Raw genomic sequence first — 22,988 nt, forward strand, 5'->3', positions numbered from 1 at the left:
ACCGCGCACAGCTAACGTTCACTCCGGAGTGGCGCGCCGATTGGAGCGGACGATGTCTTCTGATGGTTCCGCTTAGCACACCTACCCGACAACGGGCGGTGCCGTCGCGGCCTGTTGTTTGTACTGGTGCTCACTCAAGTTCGTAACATATCGTCAAGCTCGCCCCATCACCTCGGGGAGGCGCCGCGACGATCCTGTCGCCGGCGCTCATGTACTTGCGCATGACGCGGCAGCAGATCGGCATCCGGTTCCCGGGTCCCGGATAGCCCCCGACCGAACGGTGGAGCTCCCCTGCGTTCACGATCAGGGTCTTCTTCGAGTCGCGTCTCGCGCGCGCCATCCGCTCACCCAGCTCCTGCTCGAACGCGGCCGCGCTCGGTGCCGACGCCGTCGGGCGCGCCGGCATGCGTGCTGGCGTCTCGAGGGCCCTGTTCACGCATGGCGCTCCCGTGGCGGGAACCGCAGCGCGTCGGGGCAGAGGCAACGCCTCCGTGCGCACTTGCTCGTTGCGAGTCAGCCACGAGAGCTGTTCGCCCTGCGCCAGCCCTTCCATCGGGACGACGCAGCGCTTGCCGTCGCCCGCCACGAGCGGCATCAGGTCTTGGCGATACGCCTCGCCGGCGAACCACAGGATCGTCTTCGCCTCGCGGTATTCAGTCCTCGCGATCAGCTGGCGATGAACTCCCAGCGCCCATGCGCGTCGTTCGGCGCGCCCACAGTTCGCAAGCGTCTGCTCGTACGGCGCGATCACGTCGCCGGGATGCACCAAGCCATGCTTCGCGCTCACGATGAACGTGTCGCGCGCGACGCGACGGGCGAGAGCGTACGCCTTTCTGAAGAAGGTAGAGGGCGCGTACAGATCGGCCGCAGGGCAGGGAACAGGAGCCTTCTTCTTCGTGCAGCTGAGGAGCGCGAGGACCGGCTGCTCCAGCGCCGGGCTTGCGCTCGCGCCTAGCGGGACGCTCGGGGGCGGAGTGATCACCGCGACTGGCTGCACAGCGTTCTCGCGAGACGTTCCGCCACCAACGGATACCGACGGCGTGTGCGCCACCATGCGCTGGAACACGTCGAGGAACGCAGGGTCAAACGAGCGACCGACGTGCTTCACGTTCCAGAGCCGACTCCGCCGGATCGCTTCGTCGGCCGCGTGATGCCCCAGCCACCCGGACGAGGCCGGCTCCGCGGTCGCGGCGTCGGAGAGGAGCGCGATCGTGTGGGCCTCGATGTACGCGCGGATGCTGTTCGGGCCGGGCGTGTCGTCGGCCTCGATCCACAGCACGCGCATGCTCGCGAGATACTCGCTCACGAGTTGCTCCAGAGGCAGTTCCGACGCGCGCATCTCGGGCGTCGGTGAAGTCGTCCTCCATGCCTCCGCCACGTCTGGGCCGCGGCCCGAGCGTATGAGCGCGAGCCCGACGTGGTGGCGGAACACGGACCCGCGGTGGTTGCCAACCCCGACACCCGCATCGCCACCGTAGCCCTGATGCTGCTTCAGTCGCTGCCACAAGGTCGTCTTCGAGCCGGCGGAGACGGCGTGCGTTCCGACCCGGACGACGCGCGGCCCCGCAGCGCTCGGGCCGCGCACTTCGCCCGGCTCGAAGAAGAAGTACACGCCGCGGCTGGGCCACGACATGCGGCCGTCACACGAGCCAAAGGCTCTGCCTCCGCCCAGCCGCGCCGACAGCTCGCCTAGAATCGCGTAGAGCTGCTCGTGGTGACTTGTGATTGCCAACGGGATCTCCCCCCGGAAAGCACCCACGGTACGCAGCCCCCACCACCGACCGCGCGACGACTGCACTGCCGATTCCGACGAGGTTCAGTCTCTCACGGCCACGGACAAGGCCGATTCGACGCCGCACAGGGACGCTGGGGACCTGCCGGCTCGCAGAACCGGCTTGCACGAAAGGCAACGTAACGTTTAGATTCGTGCAGTGCCGGGGAGCGCGACAAAACCGAGCTGGGACAAGCTGTTCGCTACGGCCTCGGGCCAAGACGGCCTCTTCACGACCGAACAGGCCGCGCAGGCCGGTTACTACCATCAGCTCCTCAAGCGCTACGTCGAGTTCGGCCGCGTGAAACGGGTACGCCGCGGGATCTACCGCCTCGTTCACTACCCAACCGGCGAGCACGAGGAGCTCGCCGAGATCTGGCTCTGGTCGAAGCAGGCCGGGGTCTTCTCGCACGAGACGGCGCTCTCGCTGTACGGGCTCTCCGACGTCCTGCCGAAGCGCGTCCACCTCACGGTCCCGGCGGCCTGGCGGCGGAGGCGCCTCAAGATCCCCCGCGGAGTGGTGCTGCACCACGCGACGGTGCGTGCCGACGAACGATCGTGGTTCGGCGCGGTGCCCGTGACCGAGCCGGGCCGAACCCTGCTCGACTGTGCCATGACGCACCTGTCGCCGGAGCTGCTCGCCCAAGCGTTCGAGCAGGCCCGGTCTCGGGGGCTGGTTTCGACGGAGCGCCTCGCGGAGATCTCGAAGGCCGCCGGGTTGCCTGAGGTCCCAGGATGAAGCCCCGCGAGTACGCGACGCCAGCCGCGTTCAAGGCGGCGCTCGACCAGCGGCTGCGAAACGTAGCCGAGCCGGGCGGCATCGCGCGCCGGCGGCAACTGCTCGTGTTCGATCGGTACCTTGCGCGGCTGGTGCGTGTCCTCGGCGACGCGGCCACGCTCAAGGGCGGCCTCGTTCTCGAACTGCGCCTCGACCGGGCGCGGACCACCCGCGACATCGACCTGCGCCTGGTCGGATCGCCCGATGGCCTGCTCGCGCGGCTCCAGGAGGCGGGCAGGCTCGACCTCGGCGACTTCATGTCGTTCGAGGTCAGGGTGGACGCCCGCCACCCCGACATCACCGGCCCCGGCGTCCAGTACGAAGGCCAGCGGTTCCGGGCGGAGTGCCGTCTCGCGGGCATGCTCTACGGTCAGCCCTTCGGCGTCGACGCCGCGTTCGGCGATCCCATTCTCGGCGAACCGGAGCTGATCGCCGGCGACGATCTCCTGGCGTTCGCCGGCATCGCCGCCCCCGAGCTGCGGGTGTATCCGGTCGAGACGCACGTCGCGGAGAAACTCCATGCCTACACGCTGCCACGAGCCACGCCGAGCACGCGCGTGAAGGACCTGCCGGACCTGGCGCTGCTCGGGCAGATCGGCCCTCGGGACGCGCGGCGGCTGCGAGCTGCGCTGGGGCAGACCTTCGGGTTCCGCGCCACGCATCCTTCGCCACAGCGCCTGCCCGATCCACCGATGGACTGGACGGAGCCGTACGCGGCGATGGCTGAGGAAGATGCGCTCCCTTGGACCACGCTCGGCGACGTCGTGGCGGCGGCCCGGGGATTCCTCGATCCCGTGCTCGGCTCGAACGCCGACGGGAGTTGGGATCCAGGCTCGTGGACGTGGGACCTCGCATAGAAGCGAGGCCCACCGAGCATCGAGGACGACGTCGAGGGCTGGTAGCGGTCTGGCCGCGCACGTCCGCTCGAAGGCTATGCTCCGGTCCCGATGACGTTCCGAGCCCGCATCCACCGAGGCGCCGCTCAGGTCGGCGGCACCTGCGTCGAGCTCGAGGCGGAAGGACAGCGGATCCTGCTCGACCTCGGCATGCCGCTCGACGCTGAGGAAGGTGACATTCCGCTGCCCGACGTGCCGGGCCTTCGCGGCAACGACCCGACACTCAGGGCGGTGGTCGTGTCCCACCTCCACGGCGATCACTGCGGCCTTGTCCCCTACGCGCCTGCCGGACTTCCGCTGGCGATGGGCCCTATTGCCGCCCGCATCCTTCGGGAAGCGAAGTTCTTCACGGGAAGAGCGCCGCTCCCGGAGCCTAGGTGGCATCTGGTCGACCGCAGCCCGTTCGAGGCTGGCCCGTTCCGCATCACACCGTACCGAGTCGAGCACAGCGCTTTCGATGCGTTCGCGTTGTTGGTGGAAGCCTGCGGGAAGCGGCTGCTCTACACCGGCGACTTCCGCGGGCACGGCAACGACGGCAACCCGTTCGCTCAGCTCCTCGGCGATCCCCCGCGCGACGTCCACGCGCTCATGATGGAGGGCACGCAGCTCGGCGACCGGCGAGAAGGGGACGGACCGAGCGAAGCCGACCTACGGCGCAAGCTGGCCCTTCGTTTTCGGGAGTGGCCTGGACTCGTTCTCGTCGCGTGGTCATCGCAGAACCTTGACCGCTTGCGCACCGTCTACGAGGCGGCGCGCGAAGCAGGACGAACGCTCGCGGTTGACCTGTACACCGCCACGCTCGCGGGGACAGCCCGCGCTCCCGGTGTTCCGGTCCCCGGCGATGAAAGACTTGAGGTCTTCTGTCGCAAGCGCGAGAGGCTCCAGGTCAAGGACGCGGCGGAGTTTCACAGGACGCGCGGAATCGCACCGTGGCGCCTCTTTCCGGAGGAACTCGTCCCGCGAGCCAGGGAGATGGTGCTGATGTTCCGCCCCTCCATGATGGACGAGCTCGAGCTTGCGGGAGCGCTGCCAGGCGCGCTGGCGATCTGGTCGATGTGGCGAGGGTATCTCACCAACCATGCGGAGCAGCGCATGCAGCGCGCCTTGGTGGCGCAGGGCGTGCCACTCGAGATCCATCACGTGTCGGGGCACGCCTATCTGCGCGATCTCATGCGTCTCGTAGATTCGGTACGTCCGCGGTACGTCGTTCCTATCCACACGGAGTCGCCAGACCGATACAGTGACTACTTCCCGCGGGTAAAGGTGTGGCCGGACGGGAAGTGGGTAGAAGTCGAATGAGCGGAGGAGAACGGTGAGGGCATCGTCGGACGCGCTCAAGAAGGCTCTACGCGAGGGCTGCTTGATGCCTTTGCTCGACCGCGTAAAGCGGGACCGGACGCTCGAGCTGGAGTTCCGTCCCGGATGTGCGGACGTCTACTATCGAGGCGGCTGCATCACGAAGGTCGCGCCCGCAACGGCGGGGGCGTACTCGCTCTCGATCGACCCGAAGTACTTCGATCATGCCGAGCCGGCCAAGATCCGGCCTTCCGATTCCGCCACGGTCTGCGATGCGGATGGCTGCGCTGCGTGGCTAGCGAACCTCGGGCGGCTCAAGGACGAGATGGACCTGTGGTTCGGCGAGCACCAGAAGTGGGAGCGCGAATCACAGCAGGTTCTCGCGAGAGAGAACAACTGGGACTCCAGTGGCACGGCGTCGGACTACTTCATTTTGGACATCGAGTACCAGCACCCGCTTGCGAAGGGCCGCTTCGACGCACTCGCCGTGCATTGGCCTTCACGTAGCGCCGACCGCATGGTGGGTGATGACCGGCGCTTCGCGTTTCTGGAACTCAAGTGGGGAGAGCACGCGCTGGATTCCGGGATCAGCGCTCAGAAGCCGGGCATCCGGAAGCACGTCCGAGACCTCACCGCGTTCGTGGATTCGCCCGGCTTCGCCGACCTCAAGGAGTCGATGATCACGGTGTTCAACGACAAGCTGGAACTCGGGCTCCTGCCCCGAGCCGGACGAAGGCTCGTTTCGTTCTCGAGCAACATAGAGCCCCAATTCATCATCGTTCTCGCAAATCACGACCCCGCTAGCTCGAAGCTGCTCCATGAACTGGAATGCCTGAGCGCCGAAGGCGTTAGCGACAGCATCGAACTTCGCTTCGCAGTGGCGAACTACTTCGGGTACGCGCTCTTCGAGGAACGGCTCCAGTCACTCGAAGAAGTGCTGCTGCAGCTTCGTTCCGACCCCGTTCTCCGGCGAGCGCAGAAGTCGTTGGCCTAGCGAGCGAAGGATCCCACGATGCACACCAAGCGTCGCGCTTGCGAGCCGAGGTGGGACTCTTTCACCGGGTGGTCTTCGAACCGGGTAAAGAAGCCGCGAGCGCCTTCGTGGCGCGGAACACTCGAGTGGATCGAGGCGGTCAGATCCGCCGCTACTGCTGAGTACGAGGAACTCCTGCCGCAGATTGCGGTGTGGGACGCCGCGCTCGCTGATCTCGGCGGCGACCCCTGCCGCCAAGCTTGGGCCGCGTTCCGGCCGCTCCGGCTCTCGCGCGAGGAGGATTGGTCCGACTGGCTCGCGTACCTGCTCGGGACCGATAAAGTCATGGCCATGGCTGCGCGTCTCTTCGGTCCCGACGGCGACTCGGCGCCCAAGGTCGTCGAAGTGCAACGCGAAGTACCAGTCGCGGGCGGCGAGCGACGCGCGGACCTGGTACTGCTTTGGACCAGTAACCGCGCATCGCACGTCGAGGTGAAGCTCTGGGACACTTGTTACGAAAAGACCGCTGAAACGGCGGCCGCATGCCGTCTGGAGTTCAAAAGGGGCACGGGATGGCGCGACTACGTCCTCTTGCCGGATGAGATGGAGAAGGTCTGGGCGGAGTCGCCGGGAACCGACGGAATGCGGGTAGTAACGTGGAGTTCAGTTGCCGTGCAGTTGCGACGCGCCCTCCGCCAAGCACGGCTGCCCGGGCAGTGGCGCGCTTTCGCTCGGGCGTACTGCGGCGCGATCGAGCAGAGGATCCTTGGCATCCCACCCTTGGCCGTATTCAAGATGCGACGTGCACCGGCCGCCATCTTCCGGTTTGGCCGCATATTGAGGGAGGCAGCCGATGGGCAGTGATGAGGCTTCCGACAGGTTTCTTTGCGAGGGCCTTTTCCGATACGCCGAAGCAAGAGCGACGGTCGTCAGCTTCGAGGAGGCTATCGAGGAGAAGGTTGTTGAGATAGTCACGCGCGCCGCATCGACCCTGGTAAAGGGCAAGAAGGTCATCATCGACGCACGTAACGTCTGCAACGGCGATGAGGGCGGCCGCGTTGCTTACACTCACTTCCGCGGGGAGTTCGCCGGTGATCCCGTCACCTGGGAGTTGGGTATCTGGTGGCAGCATCCGTCGGACGGAGACGAGGTCTGCGTTTACGCCGAGTGCTGGAAGGGGCCCAAGGAACTGACTCACGTCGTTTGGGCGAAGCCTCCGGACGATCCCACCCATCGTTGGACGCCCTACAAGGGCGGCCTCAACCTTTCGTTGACGCGGGACGAAGCCCTGGAAGATGTTTTTAAGCTTCTCGTCAGCGAGGTAGCGAAGCAGTCAGCACAGGGCGAGCGCTGAATCGAGCACATCACCTCCGCGATCCGGGGGGTTCGCGCGCCCTCCGGGCGCCGGACGCTGACTCCTACGCCAGTTCGCGTGTTCGCGTTCCTTGAAACTTCGGCTCCCGTGATTCCCACGTGCGCGGCGCGCAGTGCGTTAGGCACTGCTTCGGACCGCCGCGGTGGCGGAAGAGGCGCAGGAGCCTTTCAGAGGACTCGTCGTGGGCGTCGGCTTCGCTGCTCTCGCCGTGCTCGAGGATCACCTCGACATCGAAAGGAGTAGCGCCCATGCGTGTCGCGATGCCTCCCGGTCTTCACCCACTCGTGCGGAAGGCACTCCGAGCTCTCAAGCCCGACCCGCGCCTGTCGTACCGACCCGAGCTCGACGACAAGCTCCTTCGCACACCGCGAGGCTTCATCCAGATTGCGGTCGCGCGCGAACACACGGAACGCGCGGGCCGCCTCCTGGACACGTTCATCCGAACCGTAGAAGGCCCTGACGTCCGTGGACGCGTCTTCTTCGCCGACGACAAGACGATGCTCGAAGTAGACGGGGAGAAGTTCCGCTTCCGATTCAAGGAAGAGAACGCGACCACCCCGCACCGCCCCACGCCCGAGGAGCGACGAGAGATCGCGGCTCATCCGCACTTTCACTCCGTCCCGAAGGTCGACCATCAACCGACCAACCGCTTCGCGCTCGAGCTGTACGACCCGAACATCGGCTATCGCTACCGGGCGCGGCTCGCGGACCGCAAACGCGCGACACTGGAGCAAGCTCTCGCGGAAGTCCCGGCGCTGCTTCGCCGTCTCGTTCAAGAGAACCGAGACGCCGAGGTAGAGCGGGAGCGGCGGAAGCGCGAGTGGGACGAGCAGCTGCGGCGCGAGACGGAGGAGCGCGAGCGACTCGAGCGGGAGAAAGCGAGCCGCGCCGAGTACTCGCCGATGCTCACGCGTGGCGCGAAGCATCGCTACTCCGGGACTACGCCGCCGCGGTGCTTCAAACACGCGGACCAGACGACGAAGTGCAACAGCGCTGGGCTACGTGGGCGCGCTCCGTCGCTGACGAGATGGACCCGCTCATCCGAAGCGGCAGCGTGCAGGAATGCGACTCCTAGCGAATGGTGTGATTCGACTTCCCGCTCGGACGAAACCCTCTTGGGTCATGCAGCCCCATGTCCCGTCTGACAGTCACACGTTATACATTCGGATCGTGCAGCCCGCCAGGCGCGGCGCCCGGCGGCTGCGGGTGGCATGGTCACCACCGCAGGAGATCCGCCATGACGTACGAGGAACTGCTCACCTTCACCGGGCCGCAGCCACTCTGGACGGTGTCGAGGCTGGCCGAGGCGCTCGACGTGTCGACCGACTTCATTTACCAGGCGGTCCAGCGAGACGAGATCCCGCACATCCGGATGGGGACGAACATCCGGTTCCACTACAAGGACATCCTGGTCTGGGTCGCGAAGCACCGCATCGTGCCGCGACGGTAGGAGGAGCGCATGGCCTTCAAGCGCAAGGACTCCGAGTTCTACTGGATCTCGTACGTGAACCACCTCGGGAAGCGCGTCCGGGAGAGCACGGGGACGACGAAGAAGGCCAAGGCGGAGATGATCGAGCGTGCCCGCCGGGATCAGTTCGCGTTCCGCCGGCGCGGCATGGTCGACCCGCTGGTCGGGAGTGCGACCACGTTCGGCGAGCTCATCGACTTCTGGTGGAAGGACTACGGCAGCCGCCTCAAGTCCCCTACCATCAAGGGCTCGATCGAGAAGCACCTCCGGCCGGCGCTCGGCGAGCTTCCCCTGTCCAGCTTCACAGGGCTCGCCTTGGAGCAGCTCCTTCGGTCGAAGGCGACGGTGCTCAAGCCGCGGACGCGGAACCACCTGCGCGCCATCGTCCGCCGCATGTTCAGGGTCGGGGCGCGAGCTGGGCTCTGGGTGGGCGCGAACCCTATCGACGACGTCGCGATCGCCGAGGTCCCGAAGACGGTGGCGAGCTTCCTCGCGCTCGACGAGGTGGGCCCGTTCCTCTCGGCCTGCCACGGTCAGTACCGGCAGCTCTTCGCCACCGCACTCTTCACGGGCATGCGCGAGGGAGAGCTGTTCGGCCTCCGCAAGCAGGACGTGGACTGGAGCTCGAGCGAGATCACGGTCCGGAAGAGCTGGGACGGCGAGACCACCAAGTCGCGCCGCGAGCTCGTCATCCCGATCGCGAGGGACCTGACGCCCTACCTGCGCGCCGCGGTCGACTCATCCGACTCGATGCTGGTCTTCCCGAACCGGGACGGCCGGATGCACAGCCGCAACCTGCACGTGAACGAGCGGATCCGGACCGCCCTCAAGGCCGCCGGCATCATCGTCGGCTACGACCACAAGTGCCGGCGCTGCGGGTTCAAGGTCCGCCGCACCTCGAGCGCGGTGACGAAGTGCCCGGAGTGCGGCTTCGCCCTCTGGGTCTCGCCGGTCCCGAAGGACATCAGCATCCACAAGCTCCGGCACACGACCGGCACCCTGCTCTCGAAGGCGGGCGTCCCGATCCAGATCATCCAGAAGGTGCTCGGGCACGCCGACATCAAGGTGACGGAGGGGCACTACCTCCACCACGACACGCGCGACACCAGGAAGGCGCTCGACGAGCACCTCCGGTTCGCCGGCCTCCCGCCTCCAGCGTCTGCCGTGCCAGTCACGTTTCAGGCACAGAAGCCGAAAATCGGGAAAAACGAAGGCCGCGACACCGACGGTTTCCCGTGGGACGTCGCGGCCTTCGATGAGTCGGGGAGACAGGATTTGAACCTGCGACCCCTTGGTCCCGAACCAAGTGCTCTACCAGGCTGAGCCACTCCCCGATGATGCGCTCCGTCGGACGGATTCCAGGCCCCGGGAAGACCTCGGACCGACGTAAGGCGGCGTAGATACTGGAGTGCCGAGAGGGTGTCAAGGGGGAAGCGCGGGCCGGCTCGGCCCGCCGCTCCCGCTAGAAAACCGTCACCTCCGCGGACTCCGTCTTGCCGTCGAGCCGGGCCTCGATGCGCACGGTTCCGGCGCGCTTCGCGGAGAGCTTTCCGGGCGCCGCAGGGTCGAATTCGACGATCGTCGGGTCGGCGCTCGACCACGTCGCGCGGCTCGACACGTCAAGCGACGCGCCGTCCGCGAAACGGGCGGTCGCGCGGAACCGGTAGCTCGAGCCGACGGGTACCGTGGGCGCGACGCCCGCGAGCTCCAGGCGATCGAGGGGGGAGCTCGACACCGTCATGGGCAAGGGCCACACCTGCAGCCCGGAGGCAGCGGTGACGATCGCGGTGCCCGGGGCGACCGCTTCGACGACCCCGGGCGCGACCACCTTCACCACCGCCGGGTTCGACGAGGCCCACGCCAGCGTCTTCTCGAGCTCGGCGAAGCCCACATTCTCGTAGGTGTTGAGGTACAGGCGCTCGTACGGGTGGAGCCCGAGGGGCCCGCTGTCCGGCGCGAACAGCCCGAACTCGCCGACGGTGTGCGTGACGTTCACGATCGCCGTCGCCGTCTGCCCGCCCCACGTGGCGGTGACGACCGCGCTCCCGAGCTTCTGGCCGGTGATGGTGCCGTAGGAGCCGGAGTACGTCGCCGTGGCGACGTCCGCGGGCGACACGGTGATCTGCGCGCCGGTCGCGGTGACGGTGCCGCCGCTCGAGAGCGTCGCGCGGAGCTGCATCGTCAGGCTTCCGCCCACGGGGAGCTCGTAGGTCGGAGGATCGAAGCGCAGGCTCACCGCCGCCGGCTCCGCTGCGGCGCCGACCACCGGGACGCTGTCCGTCCCGACGAAACCGCTCCAGCTCGCGTCGAGCGTCGCCATCCCCTCGGCGATCGCCTGCAGGTCGGGCGCCGTGCCCGGCGTCCACGTGAGCGACGCGACGGCGGGAGTCGAGCACGCCCAGGTCGAGAGCTTGGTCACGTCCACGTAGTCGCCGCTGTCGAGCTCCAGGAAGGCGCCCGGCGCCGTCTTGTCGCCCACCGTGAGCTGGTACGGGAGCGCCACGAAGAGGGCCTTCGGCGCCGCCGGCACGACGGTGCCCTGCGCCACGACCGTCACGTCGTCGAGGCGCGCGCGGAGCTCGACCGAGCCGAGCTTCCGCGCGACCACCGTCGACCCGCGCACCTCGAGGACCGACGGATCGCTCGACTCGAAGGTCGCGAACGACGTCGCCGAGGCGGTGCTGGTCGCGAGCGGCACGGCCAGGCGGAGCGCCGCCGAGCCACCGAGCGGGACCGTGACCGGCGCGAGCTCGAGGGGCGCCGTGGGCGTCACGACCGAGAGCTGCGTCGACGCCTGCATCGGCAGGCCCGACGGACTCGTCGTGGCGGCCCGCACGTAGACGCTGCCGGCGGCGAGCGCATGGACCCGGCCCGGGTTCGCGGGATCGTCGAACGCGGCGACCGCGGGCGACTCGCTCGTCCACGTCACCTCGCCCTGCACCGGGACTTCCACGTTCCAGCCGCCGACCGAGTACACGTACATGGCCCGGAGCTGTCCGGTGTGCCCCACCGGCAGCTTGTCCCCGTACGCGACCGCGGGGCGGATGACGAGCCCGCCGAACTGGGACGGCTCGCGCACGACCGTCGCGGTCGCGGAGCCGAAGACGTCGCCGATCGCGGCGGTGATCTCGCCCGTGCCGGGGCTCGACGACCAGAAGCTGCCGCCGTTCACCGAGCCGATGACGCGGTCGCAGCGCCAGGTGACGAGGGTCGTCGCGTCGGTGGTGCGGCCGTCGGCGAGGCGGGCCGTCGCGCTCAGCTGGCGGGTGACGCCCGACGGCACGAGGAGCGACGCCGGGGAGATGGTGATCGAGGCGAGCGGCCCGAGCACCGTCACCGTCTTCGTCGCCGTCATCCCGCCGAAGGACGCGGACAGCGTCGTGCTCCCGGAGCCGACCACCGTGGCGGTGCCCTTCGTGCCGGGCGCGTTCGAGATGGCGATCACCGCCGGGTCGCTCGAGGACCACTCGGCGTAGCTCGACACGTCCTCCGTCTCGACGACGTACTTCCCCTGCACGCGGGTCTGCGCCTTCACCCTCCAGCTCACGCCCGCCGGCACCGACGCGGGAGCGTCGAGGGCGAACGACAGCGGCGCGGTCACCTGGACGCTCGCCGTGGCGGAGAGCCCCGCGTAGCGCGCCTCCAGGGTGGTCGTCCCGAGGCCCACGGCCCGGACGACGGTATCGCCCCACCATCCCTTCTCCACGATGCCGACGGCCGGATCGACGACCGAGAACGTCGCCGCGCTCGAGACGTCGTAGCTCGAGCCATTCGCGTAGCTCAGCGTCACGTTGGGCGGTGGCCAGGTGTAGTCGCCGAGGCCCATGGCGATGGCGGTCGTGTCGATCGCGAGCCCTGTCGGCGCGTCGCCGGTGACGGTCACGGCCGCGCGCCCGACTGCGCCTCCGTAGCTCGCGCTCACGACGGCGACCCCGCCCGCGACCATCGTTGCGACTCCGCCCGCGGCCACGGTCACGACGCTCGAGTCGGAGGACCAGGTCGCGAGCGCGGTCACGTCGGCGGTGGTGCCGTCCGCGTGGAGCGCGGTGGCGCGGAGCGGGTAGCCGATGCCGACCGGCAGCGGCGAGGGCACCGGCTGGACGAGGACGAAGATCACGGAGTCGGAGGCGACGGTGAGCTCCGCCGAGGCGGTCTTGCCGCCGAAGGAGGCCGTGATCGTCGCCGCGCCGGCCGCGAGCGCGTCGAGGCGCCCCGCGGTCTGGGCGACGCTCGACACCGCGGCCGTCGCCGGCGCGCTCGAGGACCAGTCCGCGAGGAGCGTCACGTCGCGCAGGCCCCCGTTCGAGTAGACGGCGAACACGCGCACGTCGAGCGCGTCGCCCGCGGCGAGGGTGAACGTCGGGGGCACGCCGAGGAGGAGCGACGCGAGCGACGCCGCCTCCACGGTGACGTGCGCCTGCGCGGAGAACCCGGCGTAGGTGGCGCGCACGTCCGTGCCGCCGACCTTCACGCCCGAGACGACGCCGCGCGAGACCGTGGCGACGAGCGGATCGGCGCTCGTCCACACGGCGGCCGCGGTCACGTCGATCTCCGTCCCGCCGTCGGTGATGCCGAGGCAGCGGAGCGAGGCGGACTGGCCCGCGGAGATCACCGCGCTGACGGGATCCATCCGCACGGAGACGAACGTCGGCGTGTCCACGGTGACGAGCGCCGTCCCCTGGATGGGCCCGATCGCGGCGGTGATGGTCGCGGTCCCCGCGGTGATCCCCGTCACGACGCCCGCCGACACCTGCGCGATGCCGCCGTTCAGCGAGGTCCAGCTCGCCTCGGCGGTCACGTCGCGCTTGCTGCCGTCGTCGTAGGCGCCGGTCGCGGTGAGCTTCACCGTCGCGCCCGCCACGGTCACCGCCGTCGCCGGCGTCACCGCGATGGAGACGAGGGTCGCCGCCGGCTTCGCGCCGCCGCCACCGCTGCCGCCGCTGCACGCCGCCGCGAGCACGGCCGCGAGGCCGAGCGCCGAGATCCGCCGCATGTTCCCCTCCCCGCGCCGGCAACGGCGCGCGTCCCGGCGTTCACGCTGGGATACGGCGCGCGAGGGTACACAGCGGGTCAACGAGCGGCAAGGCTGCGACCGCACCTACATCAGAACCGTCCTGCCACCCCCGCCGAGAACCCGCCACCCTCGAGCCGCGCCACCATCGGCGCCGCCATCGCCCCCTCGGCGCGCGCGGCGGCCGCCTCGTCCAGCTCCTCGTCCCAGCCGCGCGAGAGGTACGCCCCCGCGGCGAGCCCGACGGCCATCCCGGCGAGGCCCGCCGCGCCGATCGCGTGACCGTTCTCCGCGTTCGCGAACGCCGGCACCGAAACGCCGGCGAGCGTGCCGAGGAGCCCGCCCGCGTCGATGAGGAGTGACCGGCCGCGGCTCATCTCGACGCGCCGCGCGACGAGCGCCATCGCGAGAAGGCCGGCGTCGGTGGTGGCGAGCAGCACGCCCTGGGCGGTCGTGTCGCTCGCGTCGTCCAGGATCGCGAGCGTGAGCCCGCCCGTCACGAGCCCCCAGATGCCGCCGCTGTTCGTGAGCGCCACGGCGCCCGAGGACGGGCTCCGGTCGCGCGTCAGGAGCACCGTGGTGCCGAGCGCGGCGAGACCCGTGCCGAGCGTCGCGCCCACCACCCCCTTCCCGTCCGCGTCAGCGAGCGCGGCGATGAGGCCGCCGTTGAACGTCCCCCAGCTCGTGGCGGACTCGATCGCCTGGGCGCGGCCCTCGGGCATCGCAGCATGGCGGGTGGGCAGGATCGCGAGCGTGAGCCCGCCGACGCCGCCGGCGATGGCGAGCGCGAGGTAGGCGCGGCCGTCGTCGGCCTCCGCGAGGAGCCCGGTCGCGACGCCGGTCCAGATGCCGTAGGTCGTGCCGAAGAACGCGAGCTCGGCGCGGCCGCTCCGGTCCAGACGGGCGGGACGCCGGCGCTCGAGGCGCGGCTCCTGGAGCTCGAAGTGGCCGCGAGCGGCGAGCGCGCGGCTCACCTCGGCGAGCGTGCGCGCGCGGTCGGCGAGCGGGCCGGCGCCGGGGGTGGCCGCCACCGCGTCGAACGCGCGCGCGGCCTCCTCGAGCTTGCCGTCGAGGAGCAGCGCCATGGCGGCGTCGTAGCGGGCCGAAGGGTCCGTCCCTTGGGCTTCGACAGGCTCGGTCCGAGCGGCCGGGGCCGGTTGCGCGACCGGCCGGGCGGGCTGGGCCGGCTGCGCGGCCACGGGCACGACCGGCTGAGCCAGCCGGGCGGCCACGAGCTGGACCCGCTGCCCGGACTGGACGGGCTGCGCGGCGGCGAGGAGGACGGCGGCGGCGAGCGTCAGCATTGCGGCGGCTCCGTCGCTCCCGGTGAAGGGTCCTGGGAGCAGCCGGAGCCTACCGCATGGGCGGCGCGGCGCGAGTTCGCGTGAACGCGTGACGCGGTCGTGCCGCTACCGCACGCACACCGCCTCGACCTCTGCGACCTCCTTCGGCACCGCGGCGGTCAGGTTCTCGTGGCCCTCGGGCGTCACGAGCACGTCGTCCTCGATGCGGATGCCGACGCCGCGCATCTCCTTCGGCGCGCTCTCGTCGTCCGCGGCGACGTAGATGCCCGGCTCGATGGTGAGCACCATTCCCGGCACCAGCGCCCGCGGCTTGCCGTCCACGTAGTAGTCGCCGACGTCGTGCACGTCCATGCCGAGCCAGTGGCTGGTCCGGTGCATGTAGTACTTGCGGAACGCCTTGTCGGCGATCCGCTCGTCGGCGCTGCCCTGCAACAGGCCCAGCGAGATGAAGCCCTCGGTGAGCTTCCGCACCGCGAGGTCGTGGATCGCGTCGAGGTTCGTGCCCGGCTTCACCGCCTCGATGGCCTGCTTCTGCACGTCGAGGCAGAGCTCGTAGAGCTCGCGCTGCGCCTTCGTGAACTCGCCCGACACCGGGAACGTGCGCGTCACGTCCGCCGTGTAGAGCTCGTACTCGCCGCCCGCGTCCACCAGGCACACGTCGCCGTCCTTCAGGAGCTCGGGGCCGGCGCGGTAGTGGAGGATGGTCGAGTTCGCGCCGGCGGCCACGATCGTCCCGTAGCCGGGGCCCGACCCGCCGCGGCGGCGGAACGCGTACTCGATCTCCGCCTGCACCTGGTGCTCGCGCCGGCCGGGCTGCCCGTCGCGCATGGCCGCCATGTGCGCCTCGGCGGTGATCTCGGCGGCCTTGCGGAGCCGCCGGAGCTCGTCCGGCCCCTTCACGAGGCGCTGCTCGTGGAGGATGCGGCCGGGGTCCACGATGGCGCGCGGCGGGCGCTTGCCGAGGCGCGCGCCCTTCCGCAGCTCGTTGAGGACGCGCGCGAGCCGCGCGTCCCACGGCGCATCCTGGCCGACGCGGAACCAGAGCGTCTCCGCGCCCTCGACGAGCGCCGGCAGCCTCGCCTCCAGCTCCGCGACCGGGTACGCCTCGTCGGCGCCGTACTGCTCCTTCGCGCCCTCGATCCCGGCGCGGCGGCCGTTCCAGATCTCCTTCTCGCGGTCGCGCGGCCGCACGAACAGGACGAGCTTCGCCTCGCCCGCAGGCGACGCCACGAGGACCGCGCAGCCCTCCGGCTCGTCGAGGCCGACGAGGTAGTGGTAGTCGCTGTCCTGGCGGAAGAGGTACTCGGTGTCCGCGTTCCGGAGCTTCTCTTCGGCGGCCGGGAGGAGCATCACGCCGCCCCCCTGGCGCGCCATCTGCGCGGCGGCCGCCCGGCGGCGCTCGGCGAAGGTCGAGTTGGAGTCCATGCCCGCCCATATAGCGCACTCCCGCCGGGAGCGCGGGCGCGCCGCCGTCGCGGGGCGGGAGGGCCTCGCCGGGGGCGACGGGCCGTGCCGGAAGGTGGCCTCGACCGCGTAGCGGCCGCGCTCGGCCGGCCTCGGGCCCGCGCGCGCTCGGGGCGCAAAATCGAACGTGATTCCCGGACGATGAAGCGGGCTACTTCCCCGGCCAGCGCGTCCCCGACCACTCCTCGAACGCGGCTCGCTGCGCCTCGCTCGCAGCCTCCACCGGCTCGAGCCAGACGGTGTCCTCGGGCCACGGGGCGAGCGGCACGGTCACCTCGACGAGCTCGTCCCGCCGGAACACGGTGAGGCGGAGCGAGCCGCCCGGCCCCCTCTCGCCGAGCCGGTCCCACAGCGCGGCGCGGTCCAGCCGGAACCCGCCCTCTGCGACGAGCTCGTCCTCGGCGTAGAGGCCGGCCCGGTGCGCCGGGCTCCCCTCCTGCACCGACGCCACCGCGAGCTTCGGCCCCTGGGCGAGCTCGAAGCCGGCCCAGCCGGGCGCGGGACGCTCGTCGCCGTTCTTCGGAGGCGTGCCGCCCTTGTCGTCGAGCCCCTGGGCCGCGCGGCGCCGGAGCCGCAGGCCCACGAGCTCGAGGTCGAGGTCGAGCGGCTCCGTGCCGCGCACCTGGCGATCGAAGAAGCGCCGCGCCGCGTCCGCGCCGAGGAGCTCCGCCGCCGCCTGCTCGACGCCGTCCTCCGGCAGGCCGCGCCCCTCGTGACGCGCGTAGAGCGCGCGCAGGAGCGCGTCGAGCGACGACCCCGCCCGGCGCAGCGCGAGGTCGAGCGCGAGCGCGACGAGCTCGCCCTTCAGGTAGTAGGAGATGGCGCTGTTCCCGCTGTTCTCGTCCGGCCGGTAGTGCTTCACCCACGCGAGGAAGCTCGCCTCCTGGACGCTCATCTTCCTCGCGCCGGGCGTGCGCTCGAGCTGGGTGAGCGCGCGGCCGAGGTTCCGGAGATACCGCCCCGCGTCGAGGAGGCCGGCGCGCGCGAGCGCGAGCCCCTCGTAGTAGGACGTGGCGCCCTCGAACCACCACAGGAGCCGCGTGTACTGCTCGCGCCCGTAGTCGAACGGCACGAGCGCCGCGGGCCGCATGCGCTTCACGTTCCAGAGGTGGAAGAACTCGTGCGCGAAGAGGCCCAGCGTCTCCTCGTACGCGTCGCGCGGGAAGAACTGCATCCGGCCCACGTTGAGCGTCGTCGAGCTCGCGTGCTCGAGGCCGCCGCGCCGCTTCTCGGTGAGGTGCAGGATGAACAGGTAGCGCTCGTAGGGGAGCCCACCCATGAGCCCCCCGAGCGTCTCGACGATCCGCCGGGTGTCCTCCGCGAGCTTCGCCTCCTCGACGTTCCCCCGCCCCCAGATGGCGATCTCGTGCGGCTTGCCGAGCGCGGTGAACGGCACGACGCGGTGGCGGCCGATCTCCACCGGGGAGTCGGCGAGCTCGTCGTAGTCACGTGCGGTGAACGTCGTCGGCCCGCCGGGGAGCGCCGTCGCGATCGACCAGCCCTCCGGCGGCGCGATCTCGAGGACCTGCGGCTCGCGCTCGCGCCCCGGCGCGTAGAGGAACACCGCCGCGCCGTTCAGGTAGCCGTGCGTCCCGTCCAGGTGGCAGGTCCGCACCGTGAGCTCGTTCGCGTAGACCCGATAGCGCACCACCACCCGCTCCGCCCCGCCCGCGTCCACGCGAAAGCGTTGCTTGTCGAGTCGCTCGATCGTGAGACGGCGGCCCTGGCCGTCGTCGGCCTCCACGCCCTCGAGGTGGCGCGCGAACTCGCGCACCAGGTAGCTGCCGGGCGTCCAGACCGGGAGCGCGAGCTCGGGCGTGGCGCCGGGCCGCTCGAGGATCGCCTCGACGTGGAAGAGATGGGAGTGCGGTTCGGGGAGCGAGAGCCGGTAGCGCATGCGGTCACAATCTAGCCGGGGATCAACCGCGTGCCCCGGAGTTCTGTTAGCCTCTCGGCCCCAGGGGGTTCTCGCAGTGTCGATGCTGAAGCTCCACCTCCTCGGGCGGTTCGAGGTGGTCCGCGCGGACGCGCCCATCCCCGCCCAGGCGTGGCGACGGCGGCGGCCGGCCGACCTGCTGAAGCTCGTCGCGCTCGCGCCGGGCCGCGCGCTGGGTCGCGACGCGGCCATCGAGGCGCTCTGGCCCGACAAGGACCCCGCGAGCGGCGCGAACAACCTTCACCGCGCGCTCTACGACCTCCGCCAGATCCTCGGCGGCCGCTGGGTGGACATCGAGCGCGGCCAGCTCGCGCTCCGGCCGGACGTCTGGGTGGACGTGGACGCGTTCGAGGAGGCGGCCGCCGCGGGCGGTCCCGAGCGCTGGGCGCAGGCTGTCGCGCTCTACCGCGGGGATCTCTCGCCGGAGGATCTCGACTCTCCGTGGCTGCAGGGGCGGCGCGCGGAGCTCCGGAGCCGCTTCGTGGACGTGGCGCTGCCGCTCGCGCGCGACGCCGCCGGGCGGGGAGACGCCGGCGCCGCCGTCCCGCTCCTCCGCCGCGTGCTCGAGGTGGATCCCGCCGCCGAGGAGGCGCACCGGCTCGTCATGCGCCTCCTCGCCGAGACCGGCCGGCGGGCGGAGGCGCTCCGCCAGTACGACGCGTGCGACAGCGCGCTGCGCGCCGCGGGGCGGTCCGGCGCGTCGGACGAGACCCGCGCGCTGTGGACCGCCATCCAGCGCGGCGAGGTCGGGCCGACCCAGGCGCGGCCGGCGCTCGACGGCGCGCGCCGCGCCGCCCGGCGGCTGCTCGGGACGACCGACCCGCCCCCGGTGCGCGGGCGCGGGCCGGTGGTGCTGCTCGTCGAGTCGCTGCTCGAGCAGGGCTCGGGGACGCTCATGCTCCTCGGGGAGCGCGGGGTCGGCAAGACGCGGCTCGCGGTGGAGGGCGCCCGGCTCGCCCAGGCCCGCGGGGCGGCGGTGCTGTGCGGCATCGCCACCGGCGGCGGCGCGCCGTACGGTCTCTTCGCCGACGCGTTCGCCGAGGAGGCCCGCGCGAACCCCGCCTTCGCGAGCCCGCTCGCGGGGGCGGCGCCCGGGCCGGGGATCGCCGGCGAGGAGGTGCGGCTCCGCATCTTCGAGGCGGTGGAGCAGGCGCTCGGGGCGGTCGCGGAGGGGCGCCCGATCTACCTCCTCCTCGACGACGTGCACGCGGCGGACGAGTCGTCGCTGAACGTCCTCCACCTCCTCGCCCGCGACGCGCGCGCGCTGAGGCTCATGATCGTCGCCACCTGCAACGAGGCGGCGATCCACGCCGGGACGCCCATCCAGATGGCGCTCGCGCACCTCGACTGCGCGCGCCTGGCGCGCGGCGTCCGCATCCCGCGCCTCGGGCTCGCCGCCACGCGGGAGCAGGTGGCGGACCTGCTCGGCGAGCCGCCGCCCGAGGCGACCGTCGCGCAGCTCTACCGGATCACGGACGGCTCGCCGCTCCTCACCGAGGAGGTCGTGCGGGCGCAGCGCGAGTCGGGCGGGCCGTCGCTCCCCACCGATCCCTCCGCGGCCATCCGCACCCGCGTCGAGCGGCTCGGCGCGCGCGCGGAGGCGCTGCTCGCCGCCGCGGCCGTGGCGGGGGCGCGCTTCGACTTCGAGCTCGTGCGGCCCGTCTCCGGCCTCACGGCGCACGAGGCGCTCACCGCGCTCGACGGCTGCCTCGAGGCGCGCCTCCTCGACGAGGACGGCGCGGGGTACCGCTTCCACCACGCGCTCGTGCGCGACGCCGTCTACGACGGCCTCTCCCCCGCGCGCCGCGCGGCGCTGCACGGCGCGCTCGCCGACGGGCTGGAGGCGGCGCTCCCCGCGGGCGGCGAGCTCCCCTCCGAGGCGCTCGCCTGGCACCGCCGCCGCGCCGGCGATCCCGACCGCGCCGTCGTCCACCTCGTCGCCGCCGGCCACCGCGCCGCGGCGCGCGCCGGGCTCCGCGAGGCGCTCGCCTTCTACACCGAGGCGCTCGACCTGCTCGAGCGCTCCGGCGCGGACGGGCCGCAGGAGCTCGAGCTCCTCGACGCGGTCGGCCGCGTCCAGCTCGGCCTCGGCGAGCTCGCCGGCGCGGCGCGCTCCTTCTCCGGCGCGGCCCACCTCGAGGACGGCGGCGGCTTCCGCCCCAGCCCCGAGCAGCGGGCCCGCGCCCACCGCCTCGCGGCGATCTCGCTCGCCTCCGCGGGCCTGCTCCGCGCGGCGAACGCCGAGCTCGAGGACGGCCTCCACGCGGTGGACGCGCAGGGCGAGGAGGCGGCGGCGCTCCTGCACGTGCGCGCGCAGCTCTTCTGGCACGAGCGCCGCCCCGCCGACGCGCTCGCGGCCGCCCAGGGGTGCCTCGAGCGCGCCAGCGACACGGGCGACGCGGACCTCGCCGCCCGCGCCGCCGACCTCGTGGCCCTCGCCCGCGCGACGCTCGGCGACCCGCTGCGCCCGCCCGACGACGCGACCGGCGACAGCGCGCGCTCCTCCCGCCAGGACCTCGCCCCGGAGCACCCCGTCCCGCTCCATCTCGTCCTCTGGGATCGCGACCTGCTCTGCGACGCGACGGCCGGCGAGGTGGGCCACGCGGCCGCGCTCCTCGCGCAGCGCGCCCGCCAGCGCGGGGCCGCAGGCTCCGTCGCGGCCGGCCGTCACGGCGAGGGCGTCGCCGCGCTCGCCGGGGGAGACCTCGACCTCGCCGAGGCCGCCCTGCGCGACGCGCTCGAGCGCCACCGCGCGGGTGGCTCGGCCATCGGCGAGGCGCTCGCCCTCGAGCGGCTCGCCTGCCTCCTCACGCTGCGCGGCCGCCTGGACGAGGCGCTCGCCCTCGTGGACCTCGGGATCGTGGTCGCGGAGCGCGCGGGGCTCCGCCGCCACGCCCTCACGCGGCTCCACGCGACCGAGGCCCGCAACCGCCTCGCCGCGGGTGCGCTGTACGCGGCGGAGGACGCCGTGCGGGAGGCGAGCGAGACGGCGGCGCGCCACGGCGACTGCGCCGCGTGCGACGCGGTGTTCCGGCCCGAGGCGGTGCGCGTCGCGCTCGCGCGCGGGCGGCTCGGGGAGGCCGAGGCGGAGGCCGAGGCGCTCGAGGAGATCGCGCGGCAGCGCGGCGGCCGGGTGCTCGTCGCGACCGCCCGGCTCACCCGCGCCCGCGTCCTCGCGGCGCACGGACGCACGGACGACGCCCTCGCGGCGCTCGCCAACGCGCGCGCGGGCTTCCTCGCCGCGGGGCACCGGCACGAGGCGGGCCGCACCGTCCGGCTCGAGGCGCGGCTGCGTGGGGCCGGCTGGGCCATGCCCGACGAGCTGCGCGCGCTCGACGCGCTCGTCCAGGTCGACGCGGACGCCTGAGAGGACGGCCTCGGGCGGCCCGGAGCGCACGGGCGAGCGGCGGCGGCCCCGCACGCCGGGATCCCGGTGACGCGCGACGCGGGCCCGGCGGGCGCCGGCCGGGCCTCACCCCGCCCCGCCTCGTCCCTGGCGCACCGCTCGCCCTCCCCCTAAGCTCTCGCGCCCATGGATCCCTACGGGCTTCGCCGCGTGGTCTCGCCCAGGGGCGCGCTCCCCCAGCGCGCCGACGTCCTCGATCCCACCCTCCCGCTCGGCGAGGACGAGCTCTCCATCGAGGTCGAGGCGCTCAACGTGGACGCCGCGAGCTTCCGGCAGATCGAGGGCGCGGTGGGGCGCGACCCGGAGCGCATCGCGGCCGAGGTGCTGCGCATCGTGGGTGCGCGCGGGAAGCTCCAGAACCCGGTCACCGGCTCGGGCGGCATGCTCATCGGCCGCGTGCGCGCGGTGGGGCCGCGCCACCCGGCCGCCGCGTCGCTCCGTCCGGGCGACCGCGTCGCGACGCTCGTGTCGCTCTCCCTCACGCCGCTGCGGCTCGATCGGATCCGCGCCGTCCGGCCGGAGATCGACCGCGTCGAGTGCGACGGCGAGGCGATCCTGTTCGCGAGCGGGCTTTGGGCCCGGCTGCCGGCCGATCTTCCCGAGACGCTCGCCCTCGCGGCGCTCGACGTGTGCGGGGCCCCGGCGCTCGCCGCGCGCCTCGTCCGGCCCGGCGCGCGGGTCCTCGTGCTCGGCGCGGGCAAGTCGGGCCTGCTCGTCGCGGCGCACGCCCGCGAGCTCCTCCCCGGCACGGGCGGCGAGGTGGTGGCGGCCGATCGCTCCGAGGCGGCGCTCGCTGCCATCCGCGGCGCGGGCGCGTGCGACCGGACGATCGCCCTCGACGCCACCGACGCCGTCGCCGCGCTCGCCGCGGTCGAGGCCGCGGGCGGACCGTTCGACCTCGTCGTGAACTGCGCGAGCGTCGCGGGCACCGAGATGGCCTCCATCCTCGCGGTGAAGGACGGCGGCACGGTGCTCTTCTTCTCGATGGCGACGAGCTTCACCGCCGCCGCGCTCGGCGCCGAGGGCGTCGGCAAGGACGCGACGCTCCTCATAGGGAACGGCTACGTGCCCGGCCACGCCGAGCTCACGCTCGACCTGCTCCGCCGGAACGCGAAGCTCCGCGCGCTCTTCGAGGAGCGGTACGCGCGCTGAAGGTCGGGCGAGGTCGGACCCCGACGGCGTCCATCGGCCCGTCGAAGCTCCCGGAGGAGACCCGCGGCCGACGCCGACACCCACCTCCGCCGCCGTCCGGCGCACCTCCGCCTCGGCGTCGGTCGGGTCCGGGCGAGCCCATCCTTGTGGAGCCCGCC

The 22,988-nt window shown here is 72.0% G+C and carries 16 protein-coding genes, 1 tRNA gene and 1 pseudogene; 12 read left to right on the plus strand and 6 right to left on the minus strand.

Annotated features, from left to right (window positions below):
• Positions 1-130: 130 nt before the first annotated feature.
• On the minus strand, positions 131-1,612 hold the full coding sequence (locus MNZ29_RS02800; RefSeq protein WP_242352738.1) for a DUF6884 domain-containing protein: 1,482 nt from the start codon (positions 1,610-1,612) through the stop codon (positions 131-133).
• Between the two features lie 319 nt (positions 1,613-1,931).
• On the opposite strand from MNZ29_RS02800, the gene MNZ29_RS02805 reads away from it, so the two are divergent.
• From MNZ29_RS02805 to MNZ29_RS25115, 9 genes and pseudogenes are all read left to right on the plus strand, one after another.
• Positions 1,932-2,510 carry a type IV toxin-antitoxin system AbiEi family antitoxin domain-containing protein gene (locus tag MNZ29_RS02805; RefSeq protein ID WP_242352740.1) on the plus strand — a complete coding sequence of 193 codons (579 nt, stop codon included), beginning with the start codon at positions 1,932-1,934 and terminating at the stop codon, positions 2,508-2,510.
• Positions 2,507-3,406, plus strand: a complete 900-nt coding sequence (locus MNZ29_RS02810; protein ID WP_242352742.1) for a nucleotidyl transferase AbiEii/AbiGii toxin family protein — start codon at positions 2,507-2,509, stop codon at positions 3,404-3,406. Before MNZ29_RS02805 ends, MNZ29_RS02810 begins: the two co-directional genes overlap by 4 nt.
• Positions 3,407-3,496: 90 nt before the next feature.
• On the plus strand, positions 3,497-4,744 hold the full coding sequence (locus tag MNZ29_RS02815; protein ID WP_242352744.1) for an MBL fold metallo-hydrolase: 1,248 nt from the start codon (positions 3,497-3,499) through the stop codon (positions 4,742-4,744).
• 64 nt (positions 4,745-4,808) lie between these two features.
• Positions 4,809-5,735: a hypothetical protein gene (locus MNZ29_RS02820; protein WP_242352746.1), complete on the plus strand. Its 927-nt coding sequence runs from the start codon at positions 4,809-4,811 to the stop codon at positions 5,733-5,735.
• An 18-nt stretch (positions 5,736-5,753) separates the two neighbouring features.
• Positions 5,754-6,578, plus strand: coding sequence for a hypothetical protein (locus tag MNZ29_RS02825; RefSeq protein ID WP_242352748.1), 825 nt, complete (start codon positions 5,754-5,756; stop codon positions 6,576-6,578).
• A complete protein-coding gene (locus MNZ29_RS02830) occupies positions 6,568-7,068 on the plus strand; it encodes a hypothetical protein (protein WP_242352750.1) in 501 nt (166 codons plus the stop codon). Before MNZ29_RS02825 ends, MNZ29_RS02830 begins: the two co-directional genes overlap by 11 nt.
• Before the next feature lie 269 nt (positions 7,069-7,337).
• Entirely contained in the window at positions 7,338-8,234 is an 897-nt protein-coding gene (locus MNZ29_RS02835) for a hypothetical protein (RefSeq protein ID WP_242352752.1), read from the plus strand.
• A 92-nt stretch (positions 8,235-8,326) separates the two neighbouring features.
• The gene (locus tag MNZ29_RS02840) at positions 8,327-8,539 is read left to right on the plus strand and encodes a helix-turn-helix domain-containing protein (RefSeq protein WP_242352754.1); all 213 of its coding nucleotides are present in this window, start codon (positions 8,327-8,329) and stop codon (positions 8,537-8,539) included.
• A 411-nt stretch (positions 8,540-8,950) separates the two neighbouring features.
• Positions 8,951-9,595, plus strand: a pseudogene (locus MNZ29_RS25115) (tyrosine-type recombinase/integrase); the annotation flags it as partial.
• Between the two features lie 222 nt (positions 9,596-9,817).
• Here MNZ29_RS25115 and MNZ29_RS02850 read toward each other — a convergent pair.
• The 3 genes from MNZ29_RS02850 to MNZ29_RS02860 form a co-directional block, all read right to left on the minus strand.
• A tRNA-Pro gene (locus MNZ29_RS02850) sits at positions 9,818-9,891 on the minus strand.
• Positions 9,892-10,019: 128 nt separating this feature from the next.
• On the minus strand, positions 10,020-13,550 hold the full coding sequence (locus MNZ29_RS02855; protein ID WP_242352758.1) for an Ig-like domain-containing protein: 3,531 nt from the start codon (positions 13,548-13,550) through the stop codon (positions 10,020-10,022).
• 110 nt (positions 13,551-13,660) lie between these two features.
• Positions 13,661-14,653 (minus strand): hypothetical protein, encoded by a 993-nt coding sequence (locus MNZ29_RS02860; protein ID WP_242340803.1) that lies wholly within the window; start codon positions 14,651-14,653, stop codon positions 13,661-13,663.
• Between the two features lie 33 nt (positions 14,654-14,686).
• On the opposite strand from MNZ29_RS02860, the gene MNZ29_RS02865 reads away from it, so the two are divergent.
• A complete protein-coding gene (locus MNZ29_RS02865; protein ID WP_242340802.1) occupies positions 14,687-14,956 on the plus strand; it encodes a hypothetical protein in 270 nt (89 codons plus the stop codon).
• A 21-nt stretch (positions 14,957-14,977) separates the two neighbouring features.
• Here the strand turns inward: MNZ29_RS02865 and MNZ29_RS02870 are convergent, their stop codons facing one another.
• The gene (locus tag MNZ29_RS02870) at positions 14,978-16,297 is read right to left on the minus strand and encodes an aminopeptidase P N-terminal domain-containing protein (protein WP_242340801.1); all 1,320 of its coding nucleotides are present in this window, start codon (positions 16,295-16,297) and stop codon (positions 14,978-14,980) included.
• Between the two features lie 190 nt (positions 16,298-16,487).
• Positions 16,488-18,233 (minus strand): M61 family metallopeptidase, encoded by a 1,746-nt coding sequence (locus MNZ29_RS02875; protein WP_242340800.1) that lies wholly within the window; start codon positions 18,231-18,233, stop codon positions 16,488-16,490.
• Positions 18,234-18,315: 82 nt separating this feature from the next.
• Between MNZ29_RS02875 and MNZ29_RS02880 the strand changes: the two genes are divergently transcribed.
• Together MNZ29_RS02880 and MNZ29_RS02885 are read left to right on the plus strand one after the other, a co-directional pair.
• A complete protein-coding gene (locus tag MNZ29_RS02880) occupies positions 18,316-21,639 on the plus strand; it encodes an AAA family ATPase (protein WP_242352760.1) in 3,324 nt (1,107 codons plus the stop codon).
• A 165-nt stretch (positions 21,640-21,804) separates the two neighbouring features.
• Positions 21,805-22,830, plus strand: a complete 1,026-nt coding sequence (locus MNZ29_RS02885) for an L-erythro-3,5-diaminohexanoate dehydrogenase (RefSeq protein WP_242339542.1) — start codon at positions 21,805-21,807, stop codon at positions 22,828-22,830.
• Positions 22,831-22,988 lie beyond the last annotated feature (158 nt).

The organism is Anaeromyxobacter sp. SG64 (assembly GCF_022690745.1).
GTDB lineage: Bacteria > Myxococcota > Myxococcia > Myxococcales > Anaeromyxobacteraceae > Anaeromyxobacter > Anaeromyxobacter soli.